Source organism: Allocatelliglobosispora scoriae, assembly GCF_014204945.1.
GTDB classification, from domain to species: Bacteria; Actinomycetota; Actinomycetes; order Mycobacteriales; family Micromonosporaceae; genus Allocatelliglobosispora; species Allocatelliglobosispora scoriae.
In genome coordinates, this window is record NZ_JACHMN010000001.1 from 335,483 (window position 1) to 361,169 (window position 25,687).

At 71.5% G+C, this 25,687-nt stretch carries 21 protein-coding genes and 1 pseudogene; 11 read left to right on the plus strand and 11 right to left on the minus strand.

The features are described from left to right. Positions 1 to 112: 112 nt before the first annotated feature. The 7 genes and pseudogenes from F4553_RS40515 to F4553_RS01485 all read right to left on the minus strand — a co-directional run. Positions 113 to 691: pseudogene (locus F4553_RS40515) on the minus strand (beta-ketoacyl synthase N-terminal-like domain-containing protein); the annotation flags it as partial. After that, positions 688 to 936: an acyl carrier protein gene (locus F4553_RS01460; RefSeq protein ID WP_184831093.1), complete on the minus strand. Its 249-nt coding sequence runs from the start codon at positions 934 to 936 to the stop codon at positions 688 to 690. The pseudogene F4553_RS40515 and the gene F4553_RS01460, both read right to left, overlap by 4 nt. Positions 937 to 949: 13 nt before the next feature. Then, a complete protein-coding gene (locus F4553_RS01465; protein ID WP_184831095.1) occupies positions 950 to 2,002 on the minus strand; it encodes a beta-ketoacyl-ACP synthase 3 in 1,053 nt (350 codons plus the stop codon). Continuing rightward, complete coding sequence (locus tag F4553_RS01470) at positions 1,999 to 2,841, minus strand: SDR family NAD(P)-dependent oxidoreductase (RefSeq protein WP_184831098.1); 843 nt, start codon at positions 2,839 to 2,841, stop codon at positions 1,999 to 2,001. Before F4553_RS01470 ends, F4553_RS01465 begins: the two co-directional genes overlap by 4 nt. Further along, positions 2,838 to 3,866 carry a 3-oxoacyl-ACP synthase III family protein gene (locus F4553_RS01475; protein WP_184831100.1) on the minus strand — a complete coding sequence of 343 codons (1,029 nt, stop codon included), beginning with the start codon at positions 3,864 to 3,866 and terminating at the stop codon, positions 2,838 to 2,840. The genes F4553_RS01470 and F4553_RS01475 overlap by 4 nt, the downstream gene beginning before the upstream one ends. Then, on the minus strand, positions 3,863 to 5,731 hold the full coding sequence (locus tag F4553_RS01480; RefSeq protein ID WP_184831102.1) for an acyl-CoA dehydrogenase family protein: 1,869 nt from the start codon (positions 5,729 to 5,731) through the stop codon (positions 3,863 to 3,865). Before F4553_RS01480 ends, F4553_RS01475 begins: the two co-directional genes overlap by 4 nt. Before the next feature lie 25 nt (positions 5,732 to 5,756). Continuing rightward, positions 5,757 to 6,758, minus strand: a complete 1,002-nt coding sequence (locus F4553_RS01485; RefSeq protein WP_184831104.1) for an acyltransferase domain-containing protein — start codon at positions 6,756 to 6,758, stop codon at positions 5,757 to 5,759. 295 nt (positions 6,759 to 7,053) lie between these two features. Between F4553_RS01485 and F4553_RS01490 the strand changes: the two genes are divergently transcribed. Continuing rightward, positions 7,054 to 8,370, plus strand: coding sequence for a tetratricopeptide repeat protein (locus tag F4553_RS01490; RefSeq protein WP_184831106.1), 1,317 nt, complete (start codon positions 7,054 to 7,056; stop codon positions 8,368 to 8,370). Here the strand turns inward: F4553_RS01490 and F4553_RS01495 are convergent. After that, positions 8,270 to 9,610: a hypothetical protein gene (locus tag F4553_RS01495; protein ID WP_184831108.1), complete on the minus strand. Its 1,341-nt coding sequence runs from the start codon at positions 9,608 to 9,610 to the stop codon at positions 8,270 to 8,272. The two genes, F4553_RS01490 and F4553_RS01495, sit on opposite strands and share 101 nt — an antisense overlap. Before the next feature lie 97 nt (positions 9,611 to 9,707). Beyond that, entirely contained in the window at positions 9,708 to 10,247 is a 540-nt protein-coding gene (locus F4553_RS01500; RefSeq protein ID WP_184831110.1) for a hypothetical protein, read from the minus strand. A gap of 306 nt (positions 10,248 to 10,553) precedes the next feature. On the opposite strand from F4553_RS01500, the gene F4553_RS01505 reads away from it, so the two are divergent. Both F4553_RS01505 and F4553_RS01510 read left to right on the plus strand, forming a co-directional pair. Continuing rightward, positions 10,554 to 12,041, plus strand: coding sequence for an MFS transporter (locus F4553_RS01505; protein WP_184831112.1), 1,488 nt, complete (start codon positions 10,554 to 10,556; stop codon positions 12,039 to 12,041). A 90-nt stretch (positions 12,042 to 12,131) separates the two neighbouring features. After that, entirely contained in the window at positions 12,132 to 13,475 is a 1,344-nt protein-coding gene (locus F4553_RS01510) for a HEAT repeat domain-containing protein (RefSeq protein ID WP_184831114.1), read from the plus strand. Between the two features lie 7 nt (positions 13,476 to 13,482). On the opposite strand, the gene F4553_RS01515 is transcribed toward F4553_RS01510, so the two are convergent. Together F4553_RS01515 and F4553_RS01520 are read right to left on the minus strand one after the other, a co-directional pair. Beyond that, positions 13,483 to 13,995, minus strand: a complete 513-nt coding sequence (locus F4553_RS01515; RefSeq protein WP_184831116.1) for a cupin domain-containing protein — start codon at positions 13,993 to 13,995, stop codon at positions 13,483 to 13,485. Further along, entirely contained in the window at positions 13,995 to 14,888 is an 894-nt protein-coding gene (locus F4553_RS01520) for a LysR substrate-binding domain-containing protein (RefSeq protein WP_184831118.1), read from the minus strand. The genes F4553_RS01515 and F4553_RS01520 overlap by 1 nt, the downstream gene beginning before the upstream one ends. A 410-nt stretch (positions 14,889 to 15,298) precedes the next feature. On the opposite strand from F4553_RS01520, the gene F4553_RS01525 reads away from it, so the two are divergent. Genes F4553_RS01525 through F4553_RS01560 form a run of 8 tightly spaced genes read left to right on the plus strand, consistent with a single transcriptional unit; the run spans position 15,299 to position 25,609 of the window. Beyond that, complete coding sequence (locus F4553_RS01525) at positions 15,299 to 16,681, plus strand: LLM class flavin-dependent oxidoreductase (RefSeq protein WP_184831120.1); 1,383 nt, start codon at positions 15,299 to 15,301, stop codon at positions 16,679 to 16,681. A gap of 32 nt (positions 16,682 to 16,713) precedes the next feature. Beyond that, positions 16,714 to 18,228, plus strand: coding sequence for an ABC transporter substrate-binding protein (locus F4553_RS01530; protein WP_184831127.1), 1,515 nt, complete (start codon positions 16,714 to 16,716; stop codon positions 18,226 to 18,228). Then, positions 18,225 to 19,208 (plus strand): ABC transporter permease, encoded by a 984-nt coding sequence (locus F4553_RS01535; RefSeq protein WP_184831129.1) that lies wholly within the window; start codon positions 18,225 to 18,227, stop codon positions 19,206 to 19,208. Before F4553_RS01530 ends, F4553_RS01535 begins: the two co-directional genes overlap by 4 nt. A gap of 1 nt (position 19,209) precedes the next feature. Then, the gene (locus tag F4553_RS01540; protein ID WP_184831131.1) at positions 19,210 to 20,082 is read left to right on the plus strand and encodes an ABC transporter permease; all 873 of its coding nucleotides are present in this window, start codon (positions 19,210 to 19,212) and stop codon (positions 20,080 to 20,082) included. Further along, on the plus strand, positions 20,082 to 20,933 hold the full coding sequence (locus F4553_RS01545; protein ID WP_184831133.1) for an ABC transporter ATP-binding protein: 852 nt from the start codon (positions 20,082 to 20,084) through the stop codon (positions 20,931 to 20,933). The genes F4553_RS01540 and F4553_RS01545 overlap by 1 nt, the downstream gene beginning before the upstream one ends. Next, positions 20,923 to 21,747 (plus strand): ABC transporter ATP-binding protein, encoded by an 825-nt coding sequence (locus F4553_RS01550; RefSeq protein WP_184831135.1) that lies wholly within the window; start codon positions 20,923 to 20,925, stop codon positions 21,745 to 21,747. Before F4553_RS01545 ends, F4553_RS01550 begins: the two co-directional genes overlap by 11 nt. Positions 21,748 to 21,771: 24 nt before the next feature. Next, positions 21,772 to 23,130: an NtaA/DmoA family FMN-dependent monooxygenase gene (locus F4553_RS01555; protein ID WP_184831143.1), complete on the plus strand. Its 1,359-nt coding sequence runs from the start codon at positions 21,772 to 21,774 to the stop codon at positions 23,128 to 23,130. Beyond that, a complete protein-coding gene (locus F4553_RS01560; RefSeq protein ID WP_221469651.1) occupies positions 23,123 to 25,609 on the plus strand; it encodes an FAD-dependent monooxygenase in 2,487 nt (828 codons plus the stop codon). Before F4553_RS01555 ends, F4553_RS01560 begins: the two co-directional genes overlap by 8 nt. Positions 25,610 to 25,687 lie beyond the last annotated feature (78 nt).

Below are 25,687 nucleotides of genomic sequence, written 5' to 3' on the forward strand. Positions count from 1 at the left end.
GACGAAGCCGTCGCGGTCGGTGTCGAAGGGTCTCGACGCGGCGGCGGGGTCGGCGGCCCCGGTTGGACAGCGCGCCCATCCGGGCGAACGCGGCGGAGCACAGCCTGGTCACCATCGCGTCGGCACCGCCGGCTATGGCGAGGTCGCAGACTCCGCTGGTGAGCAGCCCTGCGGCGATGCCGATCGCCGTTGCGCCCGAGGCGCACGCGGTGGAGATGTTCAGTACGGGACCGGTCGCCCGCAGATCGATGGCGAACTGCCCGGCGATCATGTTGGGCAGGAACATCGGCAAGGTCAGCGGCGACAGGGCCGACGGACCGTGTTCGAGCATCCGCTGGTGCTGCGTCTCCAGCGTGCCGATGCCGCCGGCCGCCGACCCCAGGACGACGGCGACGCGTTCACGCGGCCATGTCTCGCAGTCGAGCCCCGCGTCGGCGACCGCCTGCCGCGCAGCGGCCAGCGCGAGGCGGGTAGCCCGGTCCAGGCGCCAGGACTGCGTACCTTGCGGGGGCGGCAACCCGTCGTCGGGCACCCGGCAGGAGAATGCTGCCGGCAGCCCGGCGAGCAGGGGGTCGGGTGCGGCGGTCGGCAACCCGGCGCAGACCCGTTCCCAGGTGCTGCTGGTGTCGGCTCCTGCCGGGGTGACCAGGCCCAGGCCGGTGACGGCGACCGCAGCCGACGCACTGGTCATTCCACGGCCGCCCGGTCGAGGAGGATCTGCACAGAGCGGGCGACGTCATCCACGGTGAGCTGGGCCGTGGTGCCGCTGTCGTCGAGGGGGATGTCCCAGTGCTCCTTCAGCGTCAGGTGCAGTTCGATGACGGCGAGGGAGTCCAGACCCAGCTCCTCCAACGTGGACTGGGGTTGGATCTCCTCCGCCGAGGCCTCGAACTTATCGGCGAGCACGGTGGCGAGGTGCTCATACACGCGGTCCATGAGTGCTTCCTTCCTAGGTGTGTGCGGGGGCCGGGATCGAGTGGCCCGGATGGGCGCGTGGTGTGACGGCAGGCCACGTGAGGGCGGCCGACGCCCAGGTCAGGCCTCCTCCGAATGCGGTGAGGAGGGTGCGTTCGCCGGGTGCGACCAGGCCGCTGCCGGCGGTTTCGGCCAGGGCCAGGGGGATGGAGGCGGCGGCGGTGTTGCCGACCTCGCCGATGTTGCCGAAGCAGTGCGGCGCGTCGATGGTCAGGCGTTCGGCGACCGCGTCGAGGATGCGCTGGTTGGCCTGGTGCCCGATGAAGGCGCCGACGGTTTCGGCGGGCCAGCCCGCTTTGTCGAGGACCGCGTATGCCGAATGGGTCATCCTGCGGACCGCGTGCGCGTAGACCTCCCTGCCGTGCATCTGGAAGTAGCGTCCAGGACTGTCGGGGTGCCGCGAACCGCCGCCGGTGATGCCGATGAGCGGGCTGCCGCTGCCGTCCGATCCCCAGTCGGTGGCGAGGATCGCGCCGGGGCTCTCCGGGGTGCCTGCCTGCAGCAGCACGGCACCGGCACCGTCGCCGAAGATCGCGGCGGTGTCCCGGTCGCGCGGGTTGATGATGGCCGAATAGGTGTCCGCGCCGATGACCAGCGGTGCCGTGCAGACTCCGCTGCGGATCAGCCCGGCGGCGGTGATGAGGGCGTAGAGGAACCCGGAGCATACGGCGGAGAGGTCGAAGGCGGCGATGGTGCCCAGCTCAAGTCGGTGCGCGACATCGGGGGCGGTGGCCGGGCAGCGATGGTCCGGTGTGCTCGTCGCCAGGATCAGCAGGTCCGGGCGGGTGTCGCCGCCGGAGTCCAGGGCCGCTCGGCCTGCCGCGACTGCCAGATCCCCGGTGCTGGTGCCCGGGACGACGCGGCGGCGGCGCCGGATGCCGGTACGGCTGCGGATCCACTCGTCGGTGGTCATCAGCTCACCGGCGGCGATGACGTCGTCATTGCCGAGGATGTGATCGGGGAGGCAGGTGCCGAGGCCCGTGATCACTGCGGCGACGTCGTCGGAGCGCGTTCCGGTCGTCTTCATGCGGGGGCGAACGGCGACGGCGGCTTCGGGGTGCCGGCCAGGCCGCCGTCGGCGATCGAGAGCCCGCCGTCGACGAGGAGCGCGTGCCCGGTGACGAAGGAGGCTGCCGGCGAGCAGAGGAAGAGCGCCACGGCGGCGATCTCCTTCGGGTCGGCCCATCGACCCATCGGGACGTGGCTGATCAGCCACTCTGACACGGGCGCCTGGTCGGCGGCGAAGGCGGTCATCTCGGTCCGGGTCCAGCCCGGGCAGAGGGCGTTGACGCGGATGCCCTGCCCGGCCCAGCTCACGGCGAGGCTGCGGGTGAGGGACAGTTGGGCGGCCTTGGTGACGGCGTAGGCGTCGAGCAGGGGAGTCCCCATGACTCCGGCACAGGAGGAGACGAGCAGCAGGCTGGCTCTGTCCGAGCCGAGGAGGTGGGGGTGGGCCGCACGGCATACGGCGGCGGTGGCGTTGAGGTTGACGTCGATGACGCGCGCCCACTGATCCGGCGGGAAGTCCTGGAACGGCAGGAGCACCGTCGTTCCGTCGTCGGACTGCGGCACGATCCCGGCACTGTGGACGATGATGTCGAGCCCGCCCAGCGCGGCGGCGGCCTGGTCGACGACTGCGGCCCCGGTCCCCGGCTCGGCCAGGTCGCCGGCGACGGCGACGGCTTTTCGTCCGCGCTCCTCGACGGCGCGGACGACGTCGTCGAGTGCGCCGAGGGTGCGTGCGGACACGACGACATCCGCACCGGCGTCGGCGAGTGTCTCAGCGACCTTGCGGCCGATGCCGCGAGAAGCACCGGTGATCAGCGCGCGGGCGCCGTCGAGCCGGGAGAGGTGGGCGATGGTCATGGCTGATGCCCTTCCGTTGAGGTGTTTCCCCAGGTCAGCAACGAGCTGCCCCAGGTCATGCCGGCGCCGAAGACGGCGAGCAGGACCCGGTCGCCTGGGCGCAGTGACTGGCGGGCGGCCTCGGCAAGTGCGAACGGGGCGCTGGCCGCGCCGATGTTGCCGACGCGGTCGCCCACGATGACCATGCGGTCGGCGGCGATGCCGAGCTGGTCGCCGAGTCGGCGCAGCACGACGGGGTTGGGCTGGTGGGCGACCACGCAGGCGATGTCTTCGATCCGCAGCCCGTTGCGGTCGACGGTGTCCTGGATGAGGCGGGGGAAGACCTCGGTGATGAAGCGGCTGACGGCCCGCCCGTCCATCCGGATGCGGTGTTCGCCCGCGGCGAGGGTGGCGGCGCTGGCCGGGCGGCGGCTGCCGCCGCCGGGGATCAGGACCCAGTCGGCGAGGGTGCCGTCGGAGCCGAAGGCGAAGTCGGCGAAGCCGTTCGGTGCTGAGACAGGACCCAGAATGGTGGCTGCGGCCCCGTCGGCGAAGAGGACCGAGGTTCCCCGGTCGGCCGGGTCGAGGAACTTCGAGTACGCCTCGACACCGACCGCCGCGGCGTAGCGTGCCCGGTCGTCGCCGAGCAGCCAGTCGTGAGCCACCTTGACCGCGAACAGCCAGCCGGAACAGGCAGCTCCGACGTCCAGCGCGACGGCGTGGGAGGCACCGACGAGGGCCTGGATCCGGCAGGCGGTGGACGGCCCGAGCTCGTCGGGGGTGGAGGTAGCGCACACCAGAAGGTCCAGGTCGCCCACGTCGATCCCGGCGGCGTCGGCCGCCGAGCGCACAGCGGCGGCGGCCAGGTCGGACGCGGCCTGGTCGGGTGCGGCGACATGGCGGCTGTGCACCCCCGTGCGTTCGCTGATCCACTCGGCGGACATCCCGGTGGTGCGGGCGACGTCGGCGTTCGTGCGGATCCGGAGCGGCAGGTAGGTGCCCGTCCCCAGGACCCCGATGGACGTGGTCGGCGGATGTGCGGTCATGCCGCTTCCCCGTGGTGCCATTCGAGGGTGTCGACCAGCGCCTGGTTGTAGTCGGCAGCCGCCAGCGGCACCCCGGCGACCTCGGCGGGGTAGCTGAACGCCTCCTCCAGCAGCGGCAGGTGGGGCAACAGCTCGTCACACAGCGCGTCGGCGATCTGCGACAGTCCGGCCAAGTCGGACGCGCGGAGGGTCTCGGCGGTGAGCAGCGAGCCGGCCCAGCGGCGTGCGGTCATGACACCGTGCAGGCTGGCCAGCCGGTCGAGGACGGTGCGCAGGTGCGGGTCGCGTACCGCTGCCAGCGTCCGGGCGACATCGTCGGCGGCCAGCCGCATGGCGCAGGTCTCCCCGAGTTCCCCGGCGCGCCCCAGCAGCGGGTTCCACGCCTGGAACGCGCTGGTCCCGGTCTCGGCGCCGCCGTCGCGCAGGCCACGGAGCCGCTCAGCCAGGCGCTGCTCATGCACCCGGATGACCGCCGGCCACCAGGTGGGTTCCGCCGGATTCGACGGGTACGGCGTACCCGCCGACTCGTCGTCGGCGTCGTCGGTCCGGGTGCGGCCCAGGTCGTACAGGATGAGTTGGCTGTCTCCGCCCGCGGCGTCGAACGACTGGAAGAACCCGTGGTAGGCGGAGAGGCGATTCACATCGAGGTGGCCGGGGAAGCCGCAGTGCCGCTGGCAGTCGGCGGTGACCCGGGCCGCTGTCCGGACCGCGAGCGCCTTGTAGGCGGAGAGCGGTCGGCTGACCGCCGTCCACGGGGAGAAGGTCATGGGGCTACCACCACCGGCCGCACCGTCTGTCGTGGACAGCGACTCTTCCCAGAGGACTCGGGCGCGGTCGGCCGAGCAGGTCAGCGCGAATGCTTCGGCCAGGCCGCCGAGGACCGCGTGCTGCTGTGTGCGGTAGTCCAGCAGCGGGGTTCCGGGCGCCAGCCGGCCCTGGGTCCGGCGCTGCCGGGCGTAGCGCAGCGACAGGACGGCGGATTGACGGCAGACGGCCGCCGCGGCGGCGGGCAGAGCACCCCACAGGCCCTGCCCGATGCACAGGGTGCGCTGCAGTCGCAGGTCCGCCGAGCCGAGCGGGTCTTCGAAAGCTCCCTCGTCGGTGATCTGCGCGCTGTCGCGGAGCCAGCGCGCATACGGCACGCGGTAGCGGTCGAAGCGGACCTGCGCGTAATCCAGCGGGAGCGTGCTCACCTCCAGACCGGTGGAGATCCTGATGCCGGGCAGCGGGCCGTTGTCGTCGGTGAGGTCCACCAGGAACGAGAACACGCCGCAGTCGACGCCCCCGACGACGAGCCGCGCCACCACCACCCCTGACGCCGGCCCGCCGCCCGCGGCCACGTTGGTGAACTTCGTCGCGACCGGATCGGGGGTCTGCAGGACGAACTCGCGGGTCTGCGGATCGAATTCCGCCTGGGTCCGGGTGGCGAGGTGGCTGTTGGACTGGCCGACCTCGGTGACCAGGTAGCAGCCCCGGACCTGCCCGGACTCCAGCGCGTCGAACTGGGCCTTGAGCGCTTCGTGGTCGGGGGACAGCCGCATCATCGAACCCAGACAGAGCAGGTTCTGGCCGATGACGGTCATGGACAGCGCGGGTTCGGCGATCGTCACCCAGGCCAGGACCGTTGCCATCAGGGCCGGGTCGGCGAGTAGCTCACGAACCGGAGGGAGTTCCCGGGCCAGGCTCTGCATCCGGCGCGGCAGCCGGTCGCCGCGGTCGGCGAGATCTGGCCTGGCCGGCATCTGATCGCTCGTCAGGGCCCGGCTCAGGGCGGACAGGAAGCCGGGATCACACGGCCCGTGCAGGAGGTCTTCGAGTTCGGCGAGGGCAGCGGATCCGGCAGGAGGTGTGGCGGGCAGGGGCATAACGCACTCCGGATGGGTCTCGTGGTCACCAGGGGAAATCGGACTGCACCAGCGGGGCCAGGATGGCAACTGGTTGGTCGGAAAGCACTCGGCGGGCGCTGCGGGACAACGCGCTGCCGGTGCCGGCCTCGAACAGCGCGGTCGGTCGCAGGTCGGCGATCTGATGTAGGACGCCCGGCAGCCGGACCGGTCGGATCAGGCAGTCGGCCAGGCCGGCGGCGAGGTCGTCGTCGGAGGTGTAGGCGCGACCGGCCACCGCCGAGTAGATCGGGAAGCGGGCGGCGCCCAGCGGATAGCTGCGCACTGCGCGCGCGAACTCCGCGGCCTGAGGCGTGAAGGACGGGTGGTGTGCTGCGAACGGGAGTCGCAGCCGCGCGGTATCCACCCCGTCCTTCTCGGCTTGGAGTTCGACGGCTGCCAACCCGGCGAGTGAACCGCTGACGATGCTCTCGCGGTCGTCGTTGACGCAGGCCACTGCCACGTCCCAGGCGTCTGCGGCAGCGATGAGCTTCTCGGCGGTCTTCTCGTCGCAGCTCAGCTGGGTCAGGGCGCCGGGGCATGCGGTGAGGATCCGCGCGAGGTCATGGGCGATGCGGGCACCGTCGCTGATCGACAGAATCCCGGCTGCGGTCATCGCGGCGATCTCCCCGAAGCTGACTCCGAGCACGGCCCGGGGGACGCCACGCACGTTGCACAGTGCCTGGTGGAGCAGCACCGCCACGCCGTACATCGCGAGCTGGGGCGTGCCGGCGGGGGCTGCGGCGAGGTCGCGGCCGGAGGGAGGGTCCGCGCTGAGCAGCCACGGCCCCAGTTCCGGCAGCTCCCGTTCGGTAGCGACCTGGTCGACCTGGTCGAAGACCGCCACGGCCGTTCGGCGCAGCGCATCACTCCGGCGGAGGCCGGCGGCGAGCGAGCTGACGGCGAAGTCGCCCTGTCCCGGGAACAGGTGGACCGTGCCAGCGGGGGCGGAGGTCCCCGGGACGGAGCCGACCGGCGACGGCCGACCGGGGGTCTCAGAAGAGCGCACGTAACTCTCACCGCCTCCGCTGCTGCCCCGTCATGCGGTGCAACCATCCGACCGGATCAGGCCGACCTGACAAGTTACGCATGGCCGCTTGCCCTGACGCATAGGTCGTGACGTGCGGGGATGTTGAAAATTCGGGCATGTTGCACGCGTCGGTCCTGATGGCAGCGATCTCGTAATTCAATCGAAAACTGCAATATTTAAATGCATGGTGTACTGCCGAACGTGATCGCCAGGAGTTCGAGTCGGCCGTGTGTTCACTCGCCGGAGGAAGTCACCCGTCGGAGGGATCGTCGTCATGCGGACCCCGCTGAATCCCAACACCCGACTTCGGGCACTGGTCCAGGAGGCCGGTTGGACCGGAGGCGCGTTCGCTCAAGCCGTCAATTCCTGCGGCAACGAGATCGGCCTGGTTCTGCGCTATGACCGGACCTCGGTCGCGCATTGGCTGGCCGGAGTCTGTCCCCGTGCTCCGGTTCCGGCACTGATCGCCGAGGCGCTCACCCGGCGGCTGGGCAGGGTCATCTCGCTGGACGCGACCGGGCTGACCCGCGGCGGATCGCGACTGGCCGACGAGGCGGACCGGGCGGCGAGCGCGGCAGGCAGCCTGCTCGCCCTCCATGCCGGCGGACCGGGACGGTCCGTCTTCGTCTACCGTGCGGCGTCGTCACCCGCCTCGACCACGGCGGGCACGGTGCCGGCCCCGCTCCGCCGAGCGGTCGCGACCGACGTATCGGCCGCCGACGTGAGGGCGGTCGAACTCATGGTCGAGGTGTTCGCCGACGCCGACGCTGCGTTCGGCGGTGGGCGCGCCCGCACGGCCCTCGCCGGTTACCTCGCCGCGCTCGCGCCCCTGCTGCACGCGCGGAGACCGGCTCGGGTACGGGACCGGCTGCTCGCCGTCACCGCCCAGTTGAGCTACCTGTGCGGCTTCATGCACTTCGACGACGGGCTGCACGGCGATGCCCAGAAGTACTACCAGACCGCCTGGGAGCTGGGCGGGCATGCGGGGCGCCCGGAACTGGCCGCCCTGTCGCTGCGCGCATTGAGCGTGCAGGCCCGAGCACTCGGCCACTACTCCCATGCGCTTCAGCTGGCCGAGAGCGCGCTCTCCACGGGCGGTTCGACGGTCCCGCCCGTGACCCGCGCGTTCCTCCACGGCCAGGTGGCAGTGGCGCAGGGGGCCACCGGCGACCGGCACGCCGCCTTCTCGCAGCTGCGCCTCGCCGAAGCGCACCTGGAGCGAGCCGCCGGCGACCTCCTCCTGGGCGGCTATCACCGTGCCGCGCTCGCCCACCAGGAGGCTGCCGTCCATGCCCACCTGGGCAAACGCGCCGCGGCCGCGGCGTCACTGGAGATCTCGCTTCGTTCTCGTCCCGACAGCGAGCGCCGGTCCCGAGCATTCCTGCTGTCCCGCCTCGCCGAGATCCACCTGGCCAACGGACACCTCGACCGCGCCGTCCAGACCTGGGACCTGTTCCTGGACGACTACCCGCATCTGGAATCCGGACGGGTCAATGGTGCGCTGGCGTCAATGCGGAGCAAGGTGCGCCCCTTCCAGCGGCACTCGCCGGCTGCGGCGTTGCTCCGTCGGGCGCAGCGGTTGCGCCGCTAGCGGTGTGCCCGACCGACGTCGAGATCGTCTGCCGGACGACGCTCAGCGGACCAAGACCACCCAGCACGGTGATGACCTCGTCGGCCAATGCGCGAGGGGCCGACACCGCGGTGAGGAGGCCGACGGTGGACGCGTCGAGCAGGGATTCCGCCCGGATCGAGGCGACCTCCGCGACTATCTCGGCGCGGCCGCCAGCAGCGGTCACCAGCCCGACCAGATCGGCGGTGTCCGGTGCCGACGGGTCGCCGCAGACCAGGACCACATCGGCGTGAGCGGCGAGGAAACGGGCGGACTGCGCCCGGTCGGTCGCCGCGTAGCACCACTGGTCGGGGTGCGGCCCGCGCAGCCGCGGAAACCGCACCCGCAGCGCGGTCAGCACGGGTGCCAGGTCCGACAGGTCCACTCCCGGCTGCACCACGTAGGACACGCCCGCGGGGTCCAGCGGCGGCAGTGCAGCCACGTCGGCCACCGTCTCCACCAGCCGGACCTCCGCTCCTGGAACCTGCGTCATCAGGCCCGGCAGTGCGGCATGACCGGACCGACCGGCCACCAGGACCACATCTCCGTCGGCGGCTCGCCGCCGAGATTCGTCACGCACCGACGAGACCAGGGGACAGGTGCCGTCGACGACACGCAGAAGCCGCGCAGCCGCCTGCTCCCGGACTGCCGCGGCGACTCCGGAGGCCGGCAGGACCAAGGTCGCCCCCGGCGGTACCTCCCGCGGGTCGACGATCGACAGCAACCCCCGCCTCGCCAGCGCGGTGCCGGACTCGGGATCGGTGGCGAACTCGCCGAGGGCGAACACCGGTCCGTCAGTCGTTGCCAGCGCGTGGTCCAGCAGGTCGGCTGCCCGCCAGGACCCGGCGCATCCCGGCCGGCGGTCGTCTACCAGGACCCTGCGGGTACGGAACACCTCCGACCACTCCGCCACCGCCGCTCGTACGGCCTGCAGCTGCGAACTGCCCGTCGCCGCTGCGGCAGCGACCCCGACTGCACGCCCGTCGTGCCCGATATAGGAGGTCATGGCTAGATCGAGATCGCCCGCTGATCCGGGTGAGACGGTCATGGCGCGGAGGCGAACGCGGATGCCCTGGCGACGCAGGCTCGCAGCCACGAGCGGTGCCGCCGCGCAGTCCACCACGCCGCGGTGGGGATGTTCCACGGCCGTGGCGACCAACACCTCACCGGCCCGGCCGTCACTCGGGACCGACCACTGCTCCGGGAGCTTGGATCTCTTCATTCGCACCCCTGTTCGTAGCCCAAGGTGATGTTATGTACGTTATATCCGATATAGCGTCACCTGGGCCAGGCCGCCAGCACCCACGGAGTGGGCACGGCTACGGGGAGGTGAGGGTGAGGGTGATCGGACCCGCGTACTCGGTGACGCCCGTCGTCGTCAGGCAGTCGGTCAGGCCTGGACTCGTCCCGGTCCAGGTGAAAGCGAAGGTGTCGCCGAGGAACTCGCCCGCGATGACCGGTCCGGTCGAGGTCGCCACCACCGCGCCGAGCGTGGAGTAGACGTAGACACCCACCTGCACGGTAGAGGTGCGGCCGTTGTTCCACGTGTAGGTGTAGGTGGCGTTGGAGTTGGCGGTGAGGCCGCACGTGCCGGTGTAGGCGAACGGGCCGATGGCGAACATTCCGCCGGTCAGCGTGGGGTCCGAGGAGACCGGGCAGGAGAACGAGCCGGATCCCGAGGCGGTGACGGTTCGAGATGTGAGTGTCAGGCCGGGTGAGTAGGCCGCAGTCTGGCTGCCGGTACACGACAGGTCGACCGCATCCGCGGCGGCGGGGCTCGCTCCGACGGCTGTCGACGCCGACACCAGCACGGCGGCGGTCATGACCAGTCGGCCGATAGTAGATCCTTTGCGATGCATTTCGACTCCTTCGAGAGTGAAGTCCTCAGGCGACCATGGCTCCGGAATGCTGGTCAAAACAGTGTTCCGCCGAGCGGAACGGCCGTTGTCAGTGCGGTGACCGGAGTTCGCGGCGTGGCGAGGCGTGCGCTCGCGCGCTGGAGGTCGGCGGTCCGGAACGGGCATCGAACCAGGCCTGGCATGGTCGACCAGCGGGTCGCAACCGCCTGGCTACGAGTGTGACGTAAACGATTGTTGACTCTGGCCTCCGGTGGCGGATACTGGAGTAAGTCAGCAAGCGTTTACATCTAGCTCCGAGGACTACCCATGCAAACCGCCACCCGCACCGTCAACAGCAAGCTCCTGGTGCTCTACCTGTCACTGGGAGGCCTGGCGTTCGCGGTGCTGCAGTCGCTGGTCGCGCCCGCGCTATCGACCATCGGGCACGAGTTGAAGGTCTCCACCGCCGACATCAGCTGGATCCTCACGGCATACCTGTTGGCCGCCTCCGTGCTGACGCCCATCCTCGGCCGCCTCGGCGACATGATCGGCAAGCGCAAGGTCCTGATCGGCGTCCTGGCCACCCTCGCCGTCGGCACCCTGCTCGCCGCGCTCGCCCCGAACCTGACCGTGCTGATCGTCGCCCGCGTGCTGCAGGGCGCGGCCGGCGCGATCCTGCCGCTGTCTATCGGCATCGTCCGCGACCAGCTGCCCCGGGAGAGGGTCAGCGTCACCGTCGGCCTGCTCTCGGCGATCTTCGGCGTCGGCGCCGGTGTCGGCATCGTGGCCGCCGGTCCGATCGTGGAGCACCTCTCCTGGCACTGGCTGTTCTGGCTGCCGCTGGTCCTGGTCGTCATCGCGCTGCTCGGCGCCATCTTCGGCATGCCGGAGTCGACGGTGCGCAAGCCCGGCCGACTCGACGTGCTCGGCGCCTCGATCCTGACCGTCTCGCTCATCTCGCTGCTGCTCGCCATCAGCAAGGGCCAGTCCTGGGGCTGGGGCGAGCCGAAGACCCTCGGCCTGCTGGCGCTCGGCGCGATCGCGCTGGTCGTCTTCGTGTTCGTGGAGCGCCGGGTCGCCGAGCCGCTCATCGACATGCGCCTGATCGCCATCCGCGGTGTCTGGGCGACCAACATCGTCGCCGTGATCCTCGGATTCGCGATGTTCGGGACCTTCGTCCTCGTCCCCACGCTGCTGCAGCTGCCCGCGATCACCGGCTACGGCTTCGGCAAGTCGGTCTCGCAGGCCGGCCTGTTCCTGCTGCCCACGGTCCTGATGATGATCGTCTTCGGCCCGCTCGCCGGGCTGCTGGACCGCCGTTACGGACCCAAGGTGCCGATGTTCCTCGGCGTCGTCTCCGTCACCGCCGCGTTCGTGCTGCCCGCCCTCGGGCACGGCGCGATCTGGCAGATCCTCGCCTCAGGACTGCTGACCGGTGCCGGCATCGGCCTGGCCTTCGCGGCGATGTCCAACGCCATCATCGAGAGCGTGCCCGCCGCGCAGACCGGTGAGGCGAGCAGCGTCAACACGATCGCCCGGACCATCGGCAGCAGCATCGGCACCGCCGTCATCGCCGCCGTGATCACCTCGCACAGCACGCCGCAGGGCCTGCCCACCGATACGGCGTTCACCGCCGGGTTCTGGGTCTGCGCCGCCGTCGCCGCCCTGGCGATCCTCGCCGCGCTCGCCCTGCCCTCGGCCCGCCGCCGCCACGAGCAGGCCGTCAGCGCCGGTGTCGAGGACCTGCCGCCGGAGCCCGAGGAGCTGCACCTGCCGCACCTGCGCCACCACGCGGACGAGAGCGTCCGCAGCTGACCCGACCTGCCCGCCGAACCCCGGCTCGCCTGCCGTCCTTCCACGACGGCAGGTGAGCCGGCCGTCGTACGGGCGGACTACCGTACCGGGGTGGAGATCACCGAACTGCTGGACCGGCTCGGTGCCGGGGCCCAACCGGTCCGCCAGGCTGCGGCGGCCGAGCTGATAGATCTTGGTGAGGACGCGGTTGCGGCGGTCGCGGCACTGATGCGTGCTGACGTGTCGACGGTGGCGACCGAGACTGCGGCCAGCGTGCTGTGGCGGATCGGGCTGCCCGCGCTCGGCCCCGTGGTCGAGATGCTGGACGGACATCCAGCCGAGATGGTCCGCTGGAAGGCGTCGCTCGCGTTGGGCTCCATCGCAGACAAGCTGACCGACCTGGCTCCTGTCGCACGGCTGCTGGCACACCCCAGCCCGCGGGTCCGCACCGCCGCCGCCTACACATTGCAGGGTCGCGGCGAGCGCGCCCTCCCGCATGCCGGAGAGCTGATCACGCTGCTGGACGATCCCGATCCGCAGGTGCGCGAGCGAGCCGGATGGGCCCTGCCGCACCTCGGCCCGGGAGTGGTGCCGGCCCTGCAGCGGATCCGCCGAGACGGCCCTGGCCGGCTGCGGGCCCGGGTCCTCACCGCCCTCGCCGACACCGACCCCGATGCCCTCGACCTCCGCGATAAGGCGGCGCTGCGGCGGTTGATCCGCGTCAAGCAGCTCACCGAGGTCCCCGCCCCGATGCACCTGTGCGGGTTATGGCTGGCCCTGCCCACCACCGACCAGGCCGCCGTGCTGGCGGCGCTGGATCTCAGCGACCCGTTCCCGGTGACGATGCGGCTGGGGGAGTCTGCCTGGAACCACGACAACCACAGCGGCGGCGTCCTCGACGATCACTCAGGGCACGCCCGCGCCTACGTCACACCCGCGCTGGACGGGTGGACGCTGGTCTTCGGCCGGACGCCGTCGCACGACCACGACCCCGACACCTGGGCGGAGCAGACCCAGCGGCAGTGCGCGGAGCTCAGCGGCGTCTTCGGTGCGGCGCACGGATACATCATGAGCTGCGGGGACGGGTTCACCTCATGGTGCATCGCCGAACATGGCGCGGTCATCAGGTTCTACGCCGTCGAGCACGACACGGAGATCGGGCCACCGCACCCCGCCGAGGCCGGATACCTCCTGCCCGACCAGCGACCAGCCCTGCCGGCCGACGCTTTCGACGGCGTCGACCTCCGAGACCAAGCGGCCGTCGGGGCGCGCTGGGATCAGCTGAAACTCGACCATGCGATTCCGGACACCTGTACCGCCACGACGATCGCCCGGCAGCTCTCCGTCGATCCCGCCGCCATGGGTCCGCACCTGCGTGTGGAGGGCGGCGGAGTCATCGCCCGTACGGCTTGTGGACGGGACCTACCCACCCCGCCGGGCGCCCTGGAGATCTAGAGCCAGGTCAGGCCAGGGTGACCGCGCTCCAGTCGAGGCCGTCGAGGTTGACGACGATCGCCTCCTGCGTGGTCCGGGCGATCACGACGACCGCCTCGGTCTCCGGGTCCGGGTTCTCCTCGCGGTGCGGCACATAGGGCGGCACGAAGATGTAGTCGCCCGGGCCGGTCTGGATCCGGGTCTCCACCGGCTCCTCGCCCTCCAGGTCAATGAAGACGAAGACCGGGGTGCCGGAGACGACGAAGATGGCGGTCTCGGACGCGCCATGGTGGTGGTCGGCCGACCTCGTCGCCCCCGGGACGTGCGTCTGGCCCATCCACAGGTTGCGGGCGCCGACGGTCTTGCCGCTGATCGCCTCCAGCCGCTGCATGCCCGGCGTCTGCGTCGTCTGCGCGACCAGCCCGTCCGACGCGATCCGGTGCAGTCGCCGGTGGAAGGGGTCGATGTCGGCGGGCAGCAGCACCCCGCTCGGCGTACGCACGACGTCGGCGGAGTCGGCGGGGACGTGCAGGATGCTCATCAGGCTCCTTGGAGGGCGAGAACGGGTGCGGCGGATCCCGCGTCGGTGCGGGCGAGCAGGCGGCGCAGCGCGTCGGCGGTGCCGGCGGCGAGTTCGGAGCGCAGCCCTCGGCGCGACCACACGGAGAGTGCGAGCGGCTGCGCCGCGGGCAGGTCGTCGCGGGCCACGAGACCCTGCGGCGTCTGCCCGAGGGTCGCCATCAGCCCGACACCGAGACCGGCCTGGACCGCCGCCTGGACCCCGGCGAGGTGTGCCGCCTCGCAGGCGACCTCGGCGGTGAGCCGGTGCGCCGCGAGCGTGTCCAGTGCCCGGGTCCGCAGTGCGCAGGGCGCGTCGAACGCGACGAGCGGGATCGGCTCGCGCCGTCGCGGCGGCTGCCAGGCGGGCGCCGAATACCACGTCAGCTCCAGCTCGCCGACGACCTGCGCGTCGGGGTGGTCGGCGGGGCCGAGCAGCAGCGCGACGTCGATGCGCCCATCGGCGAGCACCGAGCGCAGCTGCGCGCCGCGGTCGATGCGGAACCGCACCCGCCAGTCGGGGAACGTGTCGGTCAGGGCACCGGCCAGCTCCGGCAGCAGCTGCGCGGCGGCGTGCTCGGTCGAGCCGATCACCAGGGTCTGCTCCGGCTCGACGCCGAACTCGCAGAGCGTCTCGTCGTGCACGGCGAGGATGCGCCGGGCCTGGCGCAGCAGGATCTCGCCGTCGCCGGTGAACCGCGAACCGCGGCCCTGCCGCTCGACGAGCGGGCGGCCGATCGCGGTCTCCAGCCGGCGGACGTGCTGGCTGATGGCGCCCTGACTGAGATAGAGCGCCGCGGCTGCGCGTTGGAAACCGCCGCAGTCCGCGACCGCCACGAAGCTGCGCAGGGGGGCGATGTCCAGGATGCGGCTCATGAAGATCAGTTTAGGAACCAATAACAGACAGGCGGTGAACGAAGTTTCACGTGTTTCGAACATCCATCACGAATCGTGATGGGTCGCCATCACGATCCGTCGTTGGACATCCGCCCTGGTCACCCGTGAGACTTCAACCCATGAGCCCGAGAGTGGAACCGATGCTGACGCGTCGCCGCTGGCTCGACAACGCACGCAGCGGCGCAACGCTCTGTTGATCCCGCGGCGCCGGTCGAGTGAGCCGGCCGCCGTGTGCTTCGCACCCTGCCCGTCCGCACCGTCGCGGGCCGTCTGCCTCTGATCCGAGTCCCGTCCGCCTCCTGCGGGCCGATGACTCGCACCCTCCGTACGCATCCCGCCGCCCCGCCGCCTCCGTGCGGCGGTAGCGGCGTACCCCGAAGGGCTTCACCGTGACCGAACGCACCCTCAAACTCGGCGCCGTCCTGCTCGGCGTCGGCGGGCCGGGCCAGCACAACACCTGGCTCAGCCCCGAGATACCCGGCGACGCCAGCGTCGACGTCCGCTGGTACATCGCCCGCGCCCAGCAGGCCGAGGCGGCCGGCTTCGACCTGGTGTTCATCGTGGACAGCCAGTTCATCACCCCGGATTCGCCCCACCACTACCTCAACCGGCTCGAACCGCTCACGCTGCTCTCGGCGATCGCGGTGCACACCACCAACATCGGCCTCGTCGGCACGCTGACCACCTCCTACAACGACCCCTACAACCTGGCCCGGCGGCTCGCCTCGCTGGACGTGATCAGCGGCGGCCGGGCCGGGTGGAACGTCGTGGCGACCGGCGACGGCGGCACCGCCGGCAACTACGGCCGCGACGAGCACTACGACTACGCCGCCCGCTACGGCCGAGCCCTGGAGCACGTCCGGGTCGCGCAGGGCCTGTGGGACTCCTATGAGGACGACGCCTTCCCCCGGGACAAGGAGCGCGGCGTCTTCTTCGACCGCTCCCGGCAGCACGCGCTGAACCACGTGGGGGAGCACTTCTCGGTGGTGGGGCCGCTGAACATCCAGCGCTCGCCGCAGGGGCAGCCGGTGATCTTCCAAGCCGGCGATTCGGAGGAGGGCCGCGACCTCGGCGCCGCCGTCGGCGAGGCGATCTTCACCCACTCCCGCACGATCGAGCAGGGGCAGGCGTTCTCCCGCGACATCAAGGCGCGCGCCGCCGCGAAGGGCCGCAACCCCGACCACGTCATCATCTTCCCCGGCATCAGCCCGATCCTCGCCAACACCGACGAGCTGGCGCGGGAGAAGGAGCAGCAGATCCTCGGCGCGAAGAGCTTCGACCGCGCCCTCGCCGAGCTCGGCCGCCCCTTCGGCTGGCACGACTTCACGCAGTACGACCTCGACGCGCCCTTCCCGGACCTCGGCGATCTCGGCGACCGCAGCTTCAAGACCCACGCGGAGCGGATCAAGCAGCTCGCCAAGGAGAACGGCTTCACCCTGCGCCAGGTCGTGCAGCACCAGCTCGACTCGCAGCGCTCCCCGTTCGTCGGCTCGCCGCTGACCGTCGCGAACGAGATCGAGCGGTGGTTCCGGGCCGGCGCCTTCGACGGACTCAACATCACCATCACCGTGCCGAGCGAGTTCGCCCGGTTCACCGACGAGGTCCTGCCGATCCTGCGCGAGCGCGGCGTCGTGCGGACCGGCTACCGGTCGACCACGCTGCGCGGCAACCTCGGCCTGCCGATCCCCGAGAACGTCCACACCGCGGCCCGCAACGCCGAGCCGCAGGTCCCCGCCCCCGTCGCCGCTCCCGTCCCGAGCCTCGTGCCGTGACCGCGAACACCACCCCTCAGAAAGGCACCGCCATGACCACCACACGACGTAGGAGATGGCTCGTCGCAGCCGCCACCGCAGCGGCTCTGGCGCTGGGGGGTTGCGCCACCGGCACCGGCAGCTCCACCGCCGAGACCACCCTGCGGTGGGCGATCGCACTGCCCGCGCACTGGGACCCCGTGGTCAGCGGCAGCGGTGCGCAGTTCCGGATCCTCTCCCTGGCGTACGCGTCGCTGGTCGAGATCGACGAGAACGGCAAGGCGGTGCCGAGCCTGGCTGCGAGCTGGGACTACAACGCCACCGGGGACCAGGTCACCTTCCGCCTGCGGCCGAACCTGAAGTTCTCCGACGGCGAGCCGCTCGACGCGCAGGCCGTCAAGCTCTACCTCGAGCGCGCCAAGACCCAGAAGAACTCCGCGCTCTTCGGCGACCTCACCTCGATCAAGGAGATCACGGCCAAGGGCGACCTCGACGTCGTCATCAACCTGACCCAGGTCGACTACCAGATCCCGCTGCTGCTCGGCGAGCGCGTCGCGCAGATCACCAGCCCGAAGGCCGCGCAGGACCCGGCGAAGCTCGACCAGTCCCCGGTCGGCGCGGGACCCTTCGTCGTCACCGAGATCGTGCCGGGCTCGCACGTCTACCTGAAGAAGAACCCGGACTACTGGGACGCGGCGAACATCAAGATCGACCGGGTCGAGGTGCACGCCGCACCGGACTCCGCCACCATCGTCTCCAGCCTGCAGACCGGCGTCTACGACTTCGCCTCCCTCGACGCCACGCAGATCAAGGCGGCGAAGGCGGCCAAGCTGGACGTGGTCTTCCAACCGGGCTACAACGCCTCCAACATCAGCATCAACGTCAACAAGAAGCCGTTCGACAACCCGAAGGTCGTCGACGCGGTCCGCTACGCGGTCAACCGCCAGGAGTTCGTCGACAAGGTCACCTTCGGCTACGGCAAGGCGACCGACCAGGCGTTCCCGCCCGGGTACATCGCCTACGACGAGGAGTCGGCGAACAAGTACCCCTACGACGTGGCGAAGGCGAAGGCGCTGCTCGCCGAGGCCGGATACGCACCCGGTGACATCAAGATCGATTTTGTGATCCCGGCGCAGTCCACGGCGGCCGAGATCATCCAGTCGCAGCTCGCCGCGATCGGCATCACCACCACGATCAAGGTCAACCCGAACTGGTCCACCCCGTTCTTCGCCAAGGACCTCACCCTGTCGGTCTACGGCACCACCGGCCGCGAATCGCCGGTGCAGACCCTCACCGCCCACTTCGGCCCCAACGGTCCGCTGAACCTGAGCACGCCGTACCAGCCGGAGGGTTTCGAAGCCGCGGTGGCGCTGGCGCGCCAGACGCCGCTGGACTCGCCGGACTACGCCAAGAACCTGAAGGCGGCGACCCGCGTCGGGCTGCAGAGCCGGGCGCTGGTCTTCACCTACTCGTTCCCGAACGTCTTCGTGAAGAGCCCGCGGGTCTCCGCCATCACCCCCATCCCCGGCCAGATCCACTGGGCCGGCCTCACGGTGGCGTCGTCATGAGCGCGGCCCGCATTCGCCGGGCGGCGGGCCGCACCGCCGCCGTGGCAGCGCGATCGATCGGAATCTTCGTCCCGGTGTTCCTGGTGGCGACCTTCGTGACCTTCGCGCTGCGGTCGCTGAGCGGGCTCAGCCCGGCGCAGGTGCAGCTCGGCGAGTCGGCGACACCGGAGTCGATCGCCCGCATCGAGCACGAGTGGGGCCTGGACCGGCCCTTCCTCACCCAGTACGGCGACTGGTTCGGCAAGGTCCTCGCAGGCGACCTCGGAACCAGCTGGTACAACGGGGCCGACATCTCCCGGCTGCTCGCCGAGGGCGCGGTGATCAGCCTCTCGGTCGCTGGGCTGGCCCTGCTCATCGGCGTGGTGCTCGGGTTCGGCTTCGGCACCCTGGCGGCGCTGCGGCGGACCACCTGGATCGACCGCACCATCACCGGTGTCATGACCTTCATCTCGGTCATGCCGTCCTTCGTGGTGGGCATCGTCCTCGTGGCGGTCTTCGCGGTGTCGCTGGGCTGGCTCCCCTCCGCCGGGTACGTCCCGGCGGAGCGGGGGACCGGGCTCTGGCTGGCGCACATCATCCTGCCGGCGATCGCGCTCAGCTTCGACACCGTCTCCGACGTCGCCCGGCAACTCCGGGCCGGGCTGGTCGCGGCGGCGTCGGAGAACTACGTCACCGGCGCCGTCGTCCGCGGGCTCAGCCCGCGCCGGATCTTCTTCCGGCACATCCTGCGCAACGGCATCGGACCGGCGGTCACGGTGCTCGGCCTGAAATTCCCCAACCTGCTCGGCGGCGCCGTCGTCACCGAGTCGATCTTCGGGATGCCCGGGTTCGGGCAGTTCGCCGCGAGCTCGGCGCAGCGCGGCGACGTCCCGGCCGTCCAGGGCGTCCTGGTCGTCTCCATCGTCCTCGTCGTCGTCTTCAACGTCCTGGTCAACATCATCCTGACCCGGGTCACCCCGGCCTCGGCGAGAGGGGTCTGACATGGTCCGCCGTATCCTCAGCCTCCCGGCCGGCCGCACCGCCGCGGTCATCCTCGGCCTGATCGCGCTACTGGCACTGCTCGGCCCGGTGCTGGCGCCCTACGACCCGCTCGCGGGCAGCGACGACATGCTCGCCGGGCCCTCCTGGCAGCACCTGCTCGGCACGGATTACCTGGGCCGGGACGTCGGCAGCCGCCTGCTGGACGGCTCGCGGCTCAGCGTCCTGGGCGCCGTCCAGGTGACGCTGATGGCGCTCGTCGTCGGGGTGGTCCCCGGAATCCTGTCGGTCTACCTCGGCCGGGCCTTCGAGTGGGCGGCGCTGCGGCTCACCGACACCCTGATCGCGCTGCCGTTCCTGGTCTTCGCCGTCGCGGTGACGGCGCTGCTCGGCAACGGCATCACGCAGGCGATGTTCACCGTCGGCATCATGGTCTCGCCGCTGTTCTTCCGGGTGTCGCGGGCGTCGACGCTGCAGGTCGCCCGCTCCCCGTACGTCGAGGCGGCGATCATCTCCGGCGCGTCGGTCGGCTGGATCGTCCGAAAGCACGTCTGGACCAAGGTGCTGCCGTCGATCGCGATCGCCCTGGCGCAGACCGCCGGGGTGGGGTTCGTCGTCGTCTCCAGCCTGACCTTCCTCGGGATCGGCGTGCAGCCGCCGACCCCGACCTGGGGCGGGGTGCTCGCCTCGGACCTCGGATACCTGAGCTACCGGCCGTGGGCGCCGCTGGTCCCGACCGCGCTGATCATGGCGACGGTCTGGGCCTGCAACCTGCTCGCCGACACCATCCGCGATGTCAACGGCCAGGCCGGCAAGGCCCTGCTGAACACGAGGAAGCTCCGCGGCCGTCCGGCCGCTGTCGGAAGGGGTGCCTGATGGCTCTGCTACGCCTGCGCAACGTCCGCGTCCACGACGCCGTGGGCGACCGCGATGTCGTCCACAGCGTCTCCTTCGAGCTGGCACCGGGCAGGGTCGTGGGCATCGTCGGGGAGTCCGGCAGCGGCAAGACGCTGACCTGCCGAGCCGTCCTCGGCATCCTGCCCGAGCACTTCACCGTCGCGGGCGGCTCGATCGAGCTGGCCGGCCGCGACACCGCCACGCTCACCCCGCGCGAGTGGACCGACCTGCGCGGATCGGTGGTCAGCGCGGTGTTCCAGGACCCCGCGTCCTACCTCAACCCCTCGATTCGGGTCGGCGCCCAGATCGCCGAGGTGGTCCGCGTGAAGAAGGGCGCGGGCCGCCGGGAGGCGCGCCGCCGCGCGATCGAGCTCCTCGAGGCGGTACGCCTGCGCGACCCCGACGTCGTCTACCAGCAGTACCCGCACGAGCTCTCCGGCGGCATGCTGCAACGGGTCCTCATCGCCGCCGCGATCGCCGCCGACCCGCAGCTGCTCATCGCCGACGAGGCCACCACGGCGCTCGATGTCACGGTGCAGGCCGAGATCCTGGACCTCCTCACCGACCTGCGGGAACGCACCGGGCTCGCCCTCATCGTCGTCTCGCACGACCTCGCCGTCGTCGCGCAGCTCTGCGACGAGGTCCTGGTGATGCGGGCCGGGGAGGTCGTCGAGCAGGGCACCGCCGCCGACATCCTCTACGACCCGCAGCACGACTACACCAGGCTGCTCATCGCCGAGCACCGGCAGTACGGCCTGAACCGCTTCCTGCTGGAGGACGACCCGCGCGACGAGCTCGTGCCGTTGAAGGAGCTGAACCATGTCGGCTGACGTCCTGTCGGTGACCGATCTGGAGGTGCACTACCGCCGCCGCCACGGCCGCCTGCACGCGCTGCGCGGGGTGTCGCTGTCGGTGGCGCCCGGCGAGACCGTCGGGATCATCGGCGAGACCGGTTCCGGCAAGTCCACCCTCGCCCGCGCCGTCCTCGGCCTGGTCCGCCCGTCGGCGGGCCGGATCGTGGTCGCCGGGGAAGACATCACCGGCTACTCGTCCCGGCAGTGGCGAACGCTGCGCCGTCGAGGGGTCCTGCAGTACGTCTTCCAGGACCCGCTGCGCAGCCTCGACCCGGACCTCACGATCGAGGAGTCGCTGATCGAGCCGCTGCTCATCCAGGGCCGGTCGCGTACGGAGGCGGTCGAGCGGGCCCGGGCCTACATCGCCCGGGTGCACCTGGACGAGTCGCTGCTGACCCGGCTGCCCGGCGAGCTCTCCGGCGGCCAGCGGCAGCGCGTCGCCGTCGCCCGGGCGCTCGTCACCGACCCGGCGCTGGTCATCCTCGACGAGCCGGTGAGCGCCCTGGACTCCGCCAACCGGGTCCAGGCCCTGGAGTTCCTCAAGGAGCTGCGGGACTCCGGTGCCGCGCTCGTCTTCATCTCGCACGACCTCGGCTCGGTCGCCGGCATCGCCGACCGGATCGCCGTGCTCTACCAGGGCGAGATCGTCGAGGTGGGCACCGCGCGCGAGGTGATCACGGCGCCTCGGCACGCGTACACCCGACTGCTCGTCAGCTCGGCCCCGACGCTGCGCACCGCCGACGCGGACCGCGCGCGCCGCGATGCCCTGCGCGACCTGCTGCACATCTGACCGCACCATGGAGGCGAACACCCGATGACCCGCCAGATCAAGCTCGCCCTGCGCGCCTACGGCGTCGGCGGCCCCGGCCAGCACAGCCTGTGGAAGGACCCGCGTATCCCGAAGAACGCCAGCGTCGACATCGACTGGTACATCGCGCAGGCCACGGCGGCCGAGCACGCGAAGTTCGACGCGCTGTTCATCGTGGACAGCCAGTTCATCAACGCGACCTACCCCGCGCACTACCTCAACCGGCTCGAACCGCTCACCCTGCTCGCAGCCGTCGCGACCCACACCCGCAACATCGGGCTGGTCGGCACGCTGAGCTCCACCTACAACTCGCCGTTCAACGTCGCGCGCCGCTTCGCCTCGCTCGACCTGATCAGCCGCGGCCGGGCCGGGTGGAACGTCGTGACCAGCCTCGACGCGGGCACGTCGCGCAACTACGGGCTCGACGAGCACCTGGATTACGCCACGCGCTACGGTCGCGCTCTGGAGCATGTCCAGGTGGTACGCGGACTGTGGGACTCCTATGAGGACGACGCGTTCCCCGCCGACGTCGACCGCGGCGTCTTCCTCGACCCGGCGAAGCTGCACGCGCTGGACCACGACGGCGAGCACTTCAAGGTCGCGGGCCCGCTCAACATCCAGCGGTCGCCGCAGGGCCAGCCGGTCATCTTCCAGGCCGGCGTCTCCGACGAGGGCCGCAACCTCGCCGCCCACGTCGCCGAGGGCATCTACGCCCCCGGCGGCACCCTCGCCGACTCGCAGGCCTACTACGCCGACATCAAGCAGCGCACCGCCGCGCTCGGCCGCAACCCCGACCACGTGCTCATCCTGCTCGGCGCGCAGCCCGTCATCGCCCGGACCGACGCCGAGGCGCACCGCCTGTCCCGAGAGATCTTCGACGCCGACAACGACTTCGACCGCAAACTAGCCGCCTTCGGCCGGGGCTTCGGCGCACACGACTTCTCCCAGTACGACCTCGACGCGCCCTTCCCGGACGTCTCCGCGCTCGCCGAGCGGGGCGGGCGCACCCAGGCCGCCAAGATCGTCGACAGGGCCCGCGAGGGCAACCTGACCCTGCGCGAGACGGTGCTCGCCTTCACCGAGTACAAACCGTCCCCGTTCACCGGCGACCCGGTCACCGTCGCCGACACGATCGAGAAGTGGTACGCCGGGCGCGCCTTCGACGGCCTGAACCTGGGCCTGCGTACGCCCGAGGACCTGGACCGCTTCGTCGCCGACGTGGTGCCGCTGCTGCAGGAGCGCGGCCTGTTCCGCACCGACTACGAGGCCGACACCCTGCGGGGGAACCTCGGTCTGCCGATCCCCGCCAACCGCTGGACCGCCGAGCGGGAGCACCTCGACGCCAGGGAGGCCAGCCATGTCTGACGATCCGCACGCCGCCACCGGCGGCCGGGACATCCACACCGTCCGCTTCCCCGCCGCCGACCCGCCCGACCAGGTTGCGGTGCTCATCGTCGGCGCGGGCCCGGTCGGGCTCTCCGCCGCCGTCGAGCTCACCGCCCGGGGCGTGCCCGTCGCCGTGGTCGACGCCGCCCGTTCCGTCGTGCTCGTCCGGGCCGGCGCGATGGGGCACTCGCCCCGGACCGTGGAGCATTTCCGCCGGTGGGGACTGCTGCACCGGATCCGGGCCGCGTGGACCTTCCCGCCGGAGTGGAACCGCGGCATCCGCCTGGTCACCTCGCTCGCCGGGCACGACCTGGTCCCGGTCCGCCCGCTCGGCGACGGGCCCGGCCGATTCTCCCTGGCCCGGCCGATCCGCCGCCCGCAGACCGCCCTCCAGCAGGTCTTCCTCGACCACCTCCGGCAGCGCGGCGTCACCGTCGCGGGCGGCTGGCGGGTCGAGCAGCTCGACGAGGTCGGCGACGGCGTACGGGTGACGGTCACCGAGACCACCACCGGCGCCACCCGGACCATCCGCTCCGACTACGTCATCGGCGCCGACGGCGGCAGCAGCACCGTCCGGCGCCTCGCCGGGATCGGCCGCGACGGCGAGCACGCCACCGAGAAGATGTTCCGGCTCGTCGTGCGTACCGCCGAGGGGGCGCTCGGACCGGCACCCAGCGGCACCAACATCGTCGTCAACCAGAAGGCGTCCGGGTTCCTCGCCGCGATCAGCACCCGCGAGTGGCGGGTCTACGCCGGCCCCTACGCCCTCGACGCCGAACCGGCCGAGAGCGAGCTGCTGGCGACCGCGCGGGCGGCGTTCGGCACCGACGTGGACCTCGAACTCGCCTCCGCCACCACCTTCTACCACGCCACCCGGATCGCGCAGACCTTCCGCCGTGGCCGGGTCCTGCTCGCCGGGGACGCCGCCCACGTCCGCACCCCCGGCGGCAACCTCGGCGAGGGCTTCGGCGACGTGGTCAACCTCGGCTGGAAGCTCGCCGCCGTCCACTCCGGACTCGCGCCCGAGGCGCTGCTCGACTCCTACGACGCCGAGCGCCGCCCGCACAACTGGCGCATCGCCGACCACGCCCTCGACCGGTCCCGCCGGTCCCGGGCCGTCCTCGCCGAGATCCGCGCGGGCGGCATCCCCGACGACGCGGACCTCAGCCCGGCGGCGGAGGCCCGCCGGGCCGAGATCGGCGAGCTGCTCACCGGCGACGGCGGCAACCGCGGCGAAGCCCCCGGCGTCACCTTCGACGAGCGCTACGACGCGTCCGGCGTCATCTGGCACGAGCCCGGCCAGCTCGCCGACGAGACACCCTGGGCCGCCGCCGTCTACGAGGACGACCCCCGGCCGGGGCACCGCGCCCCCGACCTCTACGTCGACCCCTGGGGCGACACCCTCTACGACCGGCTCGGCGACGACTTCGGCCTGCTCGTCCTCGGCGACGACCGGACCGTCGAGCACGCCCTCACCGCCGAGGCCGCCGCCCGGGGCCTGCGGCTCACCGTCGTGCACCTCACCGACGGCCCGTCCCGCTACCGCTACGGCACCGAGACCGGCAGCATCCTGATCCGCCCTGACCAGCACGTCGCCTGGCGCGGGGACACCCTGCCGCCCGGCGGTGCCGCCGCTGTCCTCGACCGCATCCTCGCCCTCCCGCACGCATCGAAAGGGACCACCACCATGGCCGACTACCTCGACTTCACCGCCCCGGTTGGGCTGCGGACCCGCGGGACGGTCCTCATCGTCCCCGGTCGCGGCGAGAGCACCGCGACCTACCGCCGGCTCGGCGCGCGCCTGGCCGCAGACTCCTATCGGGTACGCGTCGCGCCCGCCCCGATCATCGACGACACCGACGTTCCCGGCTCCCTGGACCGGTACGCGTCGCTGCTCGCCGACGCCGTCAAGGGAGTCGGCGAGGACGGCCCGGTGACCCCGCTGGTCCTCGTCGGCGCCGACACCGGAGCCGCCGTCGTCGCCGGGCTGGTCACCCGGCCCGCTCCCGACGCGGCGTGGTGGCCGGCGGCCGTGGTCCTCGCCGGGCTGCCCGGCGGGACCGCGTACCAGGCGGAGAACTGGGACGACGAGCTGGACGGGCGGACGCACTGCCCGGTCCACCGGGGCGTGCTCAGCGACGACCCGTCGGTCCGGCCGGGGTCGCTGACCGAGCCGATCCCTCCGCTGCTGCTGGAGACGGCGTACGCCGGCACGGCGGACCTGCCGCACCTGCTGCTCGCCGGTGCCGACGACCCCTACAGCGACCGCGAGCGGCTGGCCCGGCTGGCGGAGTCCCTGCCGCTGGCCCGGCTGGCGGTGGTCCACGGCGGGCACCACGACGTCCTCAACGACCTGCAGCACCGGACCGTGGCAGCGGAGATCGTCACGTTCCTGGAGGCGCTGCGGTCCGGTCCGCCGCTGGCACCGATCATCCAGACCGCCCACAGCGCCTGGTGATCACCCCGTCGAGGTCGTCGGGCGAGTCAGCGGCGGCGGGCAGAGGCCGAGCGGTTCACCGGGTTTGATCAGAGAGCA